A 2465-nucleotide genomic window follows, 5' to 3' on the forward strand; every position below is an offset into this window, starting at 1 on the left:
CAGCCCCGGGCGGACCGCGGGCCCCCCTCCCGCGCCCACCCCCCCCCCCCCCCCCCCCCCCCCCCCCCCCCCCCCCCCCCCCCCCCCCCCCCCCCCCCCGCGACGGGTTCGACGCGCTCGTCGGAGCGGGCCGCCCGCCCCAGCGAGCGCCACTGCTCGACCTCCGCGCGGCAGCGCGCGCAGCCGGCCAGGTGGGCGCGCTCGGCGTCCTCCAGCGGGTCGCCGAGGGCGACGTCGACGGCGCGGTCCTCGGACAGGTGGTCCGCGACCGCGTCCTGCTCAGGAACCGGCACTGTCGTCCTCCAGCCGTGCCCGCAGCCGGCGCAGCGACCGCCGCAGGTGGCTCTTCACCGTACCCAGGGGCAGGTCCGTGCGGGCGGCGATCTCGGTGTGGGTGAGCTCCTCGAAGAAGGCCAGCCGCACGAGGGTGCGCTGCGGCTCGTCGAGGTGCTCGACCTCGTCGAGCAGGACGATGCGCTCGGCGGCGCCCTCGTGCGGGTCGTGGACCCCGCCGCCGGGCCCGTCGCCGAGGGCGCCGGTGAACCCGTCCGGGTCGGTGGGCACCTCGGTGCGGGCGCGGGCGGCGAGCACGTCGGCGGTGCGGTGGCGGGTGATGCCCACCAGCCACGCGGGCAGCGAGGCGCGCTCGGGGTCGAAGCGCTCCCGCGAGCGCCAGGCGGCCACGAAGACGGCCTGCACGACGTCCTGGGCGTCCTCGGCCGGCAGCTTGCGCCGGGCCAGGCCGTGCACCATCGGCGCCCACCGGGCGAACGCCTCCGCGAGCGCCCGCTCGTCCCCGGCCGCCAGCGCGGCGCCCAGCTGCGCGTCGTCGGCGCCGCCGAGACCGCTGGGCGGCACGCCGTCGGCCATCGCCGCGCCGGGGGCCGCGCCGGGGGCCGCGCCGGGGGCGTCGTCGTCGGCGGCCGGTGCGCCCAGCAGGCGCGGCCGGCCGACGTCGGCGCGACGGCTCACGCAGGACACGGTGGGGCAGGCGGGCCCGCCGCGCACGCCGAACCCCTCAGCGGGGCGCGGCGCGCACCACGACGTTGTCGGCGTAGCTGCGCGTGCGCGGATCGAAGTCCCCGCCGCAGGTGACGAGGACGAGACCGGGCGGGCCGCTGCGGGAGAACAGCTCCGCGGGCAGCTCGGCCTTGGGGTGGGAGCGCCGCTCCACGACCGCGTAGGCCCGGGTGGTCCCGTCGTCGAGGACGACCTCGACGAGGGCGCCCGGCGCGGTGCGGGCCAGCGGGAACAGCGCCCCGGGGCCCTCGGCGCGGGTGTCGACGTGGCCGACGAGGACGGTGCTGCCGACCTCGCCCGGGAGTGCGCTCCAGCGGTACCAGCCCACCCGGTCCCCGTCGGCGGGCACCTCGACGGCCCCGGCGGCGTCGACGCCCACGGGGTCCACCGGGGCGTCGATGCCGAGCTCGGGCAGCCGGACCCGCACGGGCACCGGTGCCGCGGGCGGCGGCACCGGTGCGGCGTCGCGGCGCCCGACGGCGGGCGCGTCCGCCGCCGGGACCGCGGCCGGGTCCGCGGCCGGTGGGGGACCGGTGCCCGCCGAGGTGGCGACGGCGGGCACCGGCGTCGGGGAGGTGGTGAACCCCTCGTCCGGCCGCGACTGCCACCACCCGCCCAGCAGCGCGGCACCGGACAGGGCGAGGGCCAGGGGCGCTGCGGCGGGGGGCGTGCGCCTCACGCCGCCGCGCGCGAGCGGCGCGCGGACAGGGTGAGCGCGAGGGCGCCGCCGACGGCGAGGGCGCCGGCACCCGCGGTCCACGCCGGCCAGCCGCCCTCGGCCAGGCCCGCCTCGCCGGCGGGCACCCCGCCGGGCGCGGACCCGCCGCCGCGCACGACCTGGGTGGCGAGCGCGAGGTTCGCCGCCTGCGCCGAGCCCCAGGCGTAGACGATCGTCTCGGCGCCCTCCTCCAGGGACACCTCGGCCGGGCCGAGCGCGACCTGGTCGGTGCCCGCCAGCACCACGTCGGCGCTCACCGTCCCCGCGGGCACGGTGGCGCTGGCCTCGCCGGGGTTGCTCAGTCCGGTGAGCACCGGCTGCCCGCCCGCGCGCACGTCGACGGCCGGGGCGGCGGCGACGTGGCGGACGGTCAGCTCGGCCTGCCCGGCGGCGAGGTCGGCGGGGGTGTTGACGAACGGCGTCAGCGTCGGCGCGCCGGCGGCGTCCAGGTGCGCGACGACGGTGACGTCGGCGCCCACGGGCACCTGCACGTCGTCGGCGCGGATCGCCGGCTGGGTGGTCGCCGGGTCGGCGCCCGCCGGGTAGACGGCGAGGTCGTAGCTGCCGGCGGGCAGCTGCTGGGGGTCGGTGAGGGTGCCGGGGGCGAAGTCGGGGACGAGCTCGCTGCCGTTGGCGTACACGTCGACGGCAAGGTCGGGCACGCCGTGCAGGACCGAGACGGTGGCGCTGCCGGTGGCCGCCGAGGCGGTGCCGGCGGCGGCCACCG

Annotated in this window: 3 protein-coding genes; all 3 read right to left on the reverse strand. The window is 80.7% G+C overall.

The annotated features are described in order from the left end of the window. Positions 1 to 279: 279 nt before the first annotated feature. From ACRYM2_RS23055 to ACRYM2_RS23065, 3 genes are read right to left on the reverse strand one after another with little or no spacing between them, the layout of a single operon-like run. A complete protein-coding gene (locus ACRYM2_RS23055; RefSeq protein ID WP_432525034.1) occupies positions 280 to 972 on the reverse strand; it encodes an RNA polymerase sigma factor in 693 nt (230 codons plus the stop codon). A 46-nt stretch (positions 973 to 1018) separates the two neighbouring features. Next, a complete protein-coding gene (locus tag ACRYM2_RS23060) occupies positions 1019 to 1699 on the reverse strand; it encodes a class F sortase (protein ID WP_432525035.1) in 681 nt (226 codons plus the stop codon). Continuing rightward, positions 1696 to 2463, reverse strand: a complete 768-nt coding sequence (locus tag ACRYM2_RS23065) for a DUF4397 domain-containing protein (RefSeq protein WP_432525036.1) — start codon at positions 2461 to 2463, stop codon at positions 1696 to 1698. Before ACRYM2_RS23065 ends, ACRYM2_RS23060 begins: the two co-directional genes overlap by 4 nt. Positions 2464 to 2465 lie beyond the last annotated feature (2 nt).

Origin of the sequence: Kineococcus aridisoli (assembly GCF_050871885.1) — a bacterium.
Classification (GTDB): domain Bacteria; phylum Actinomycetota; class Actinomycetes; order Actinomycetales; family Kineococcaceae; genus Kineococcus.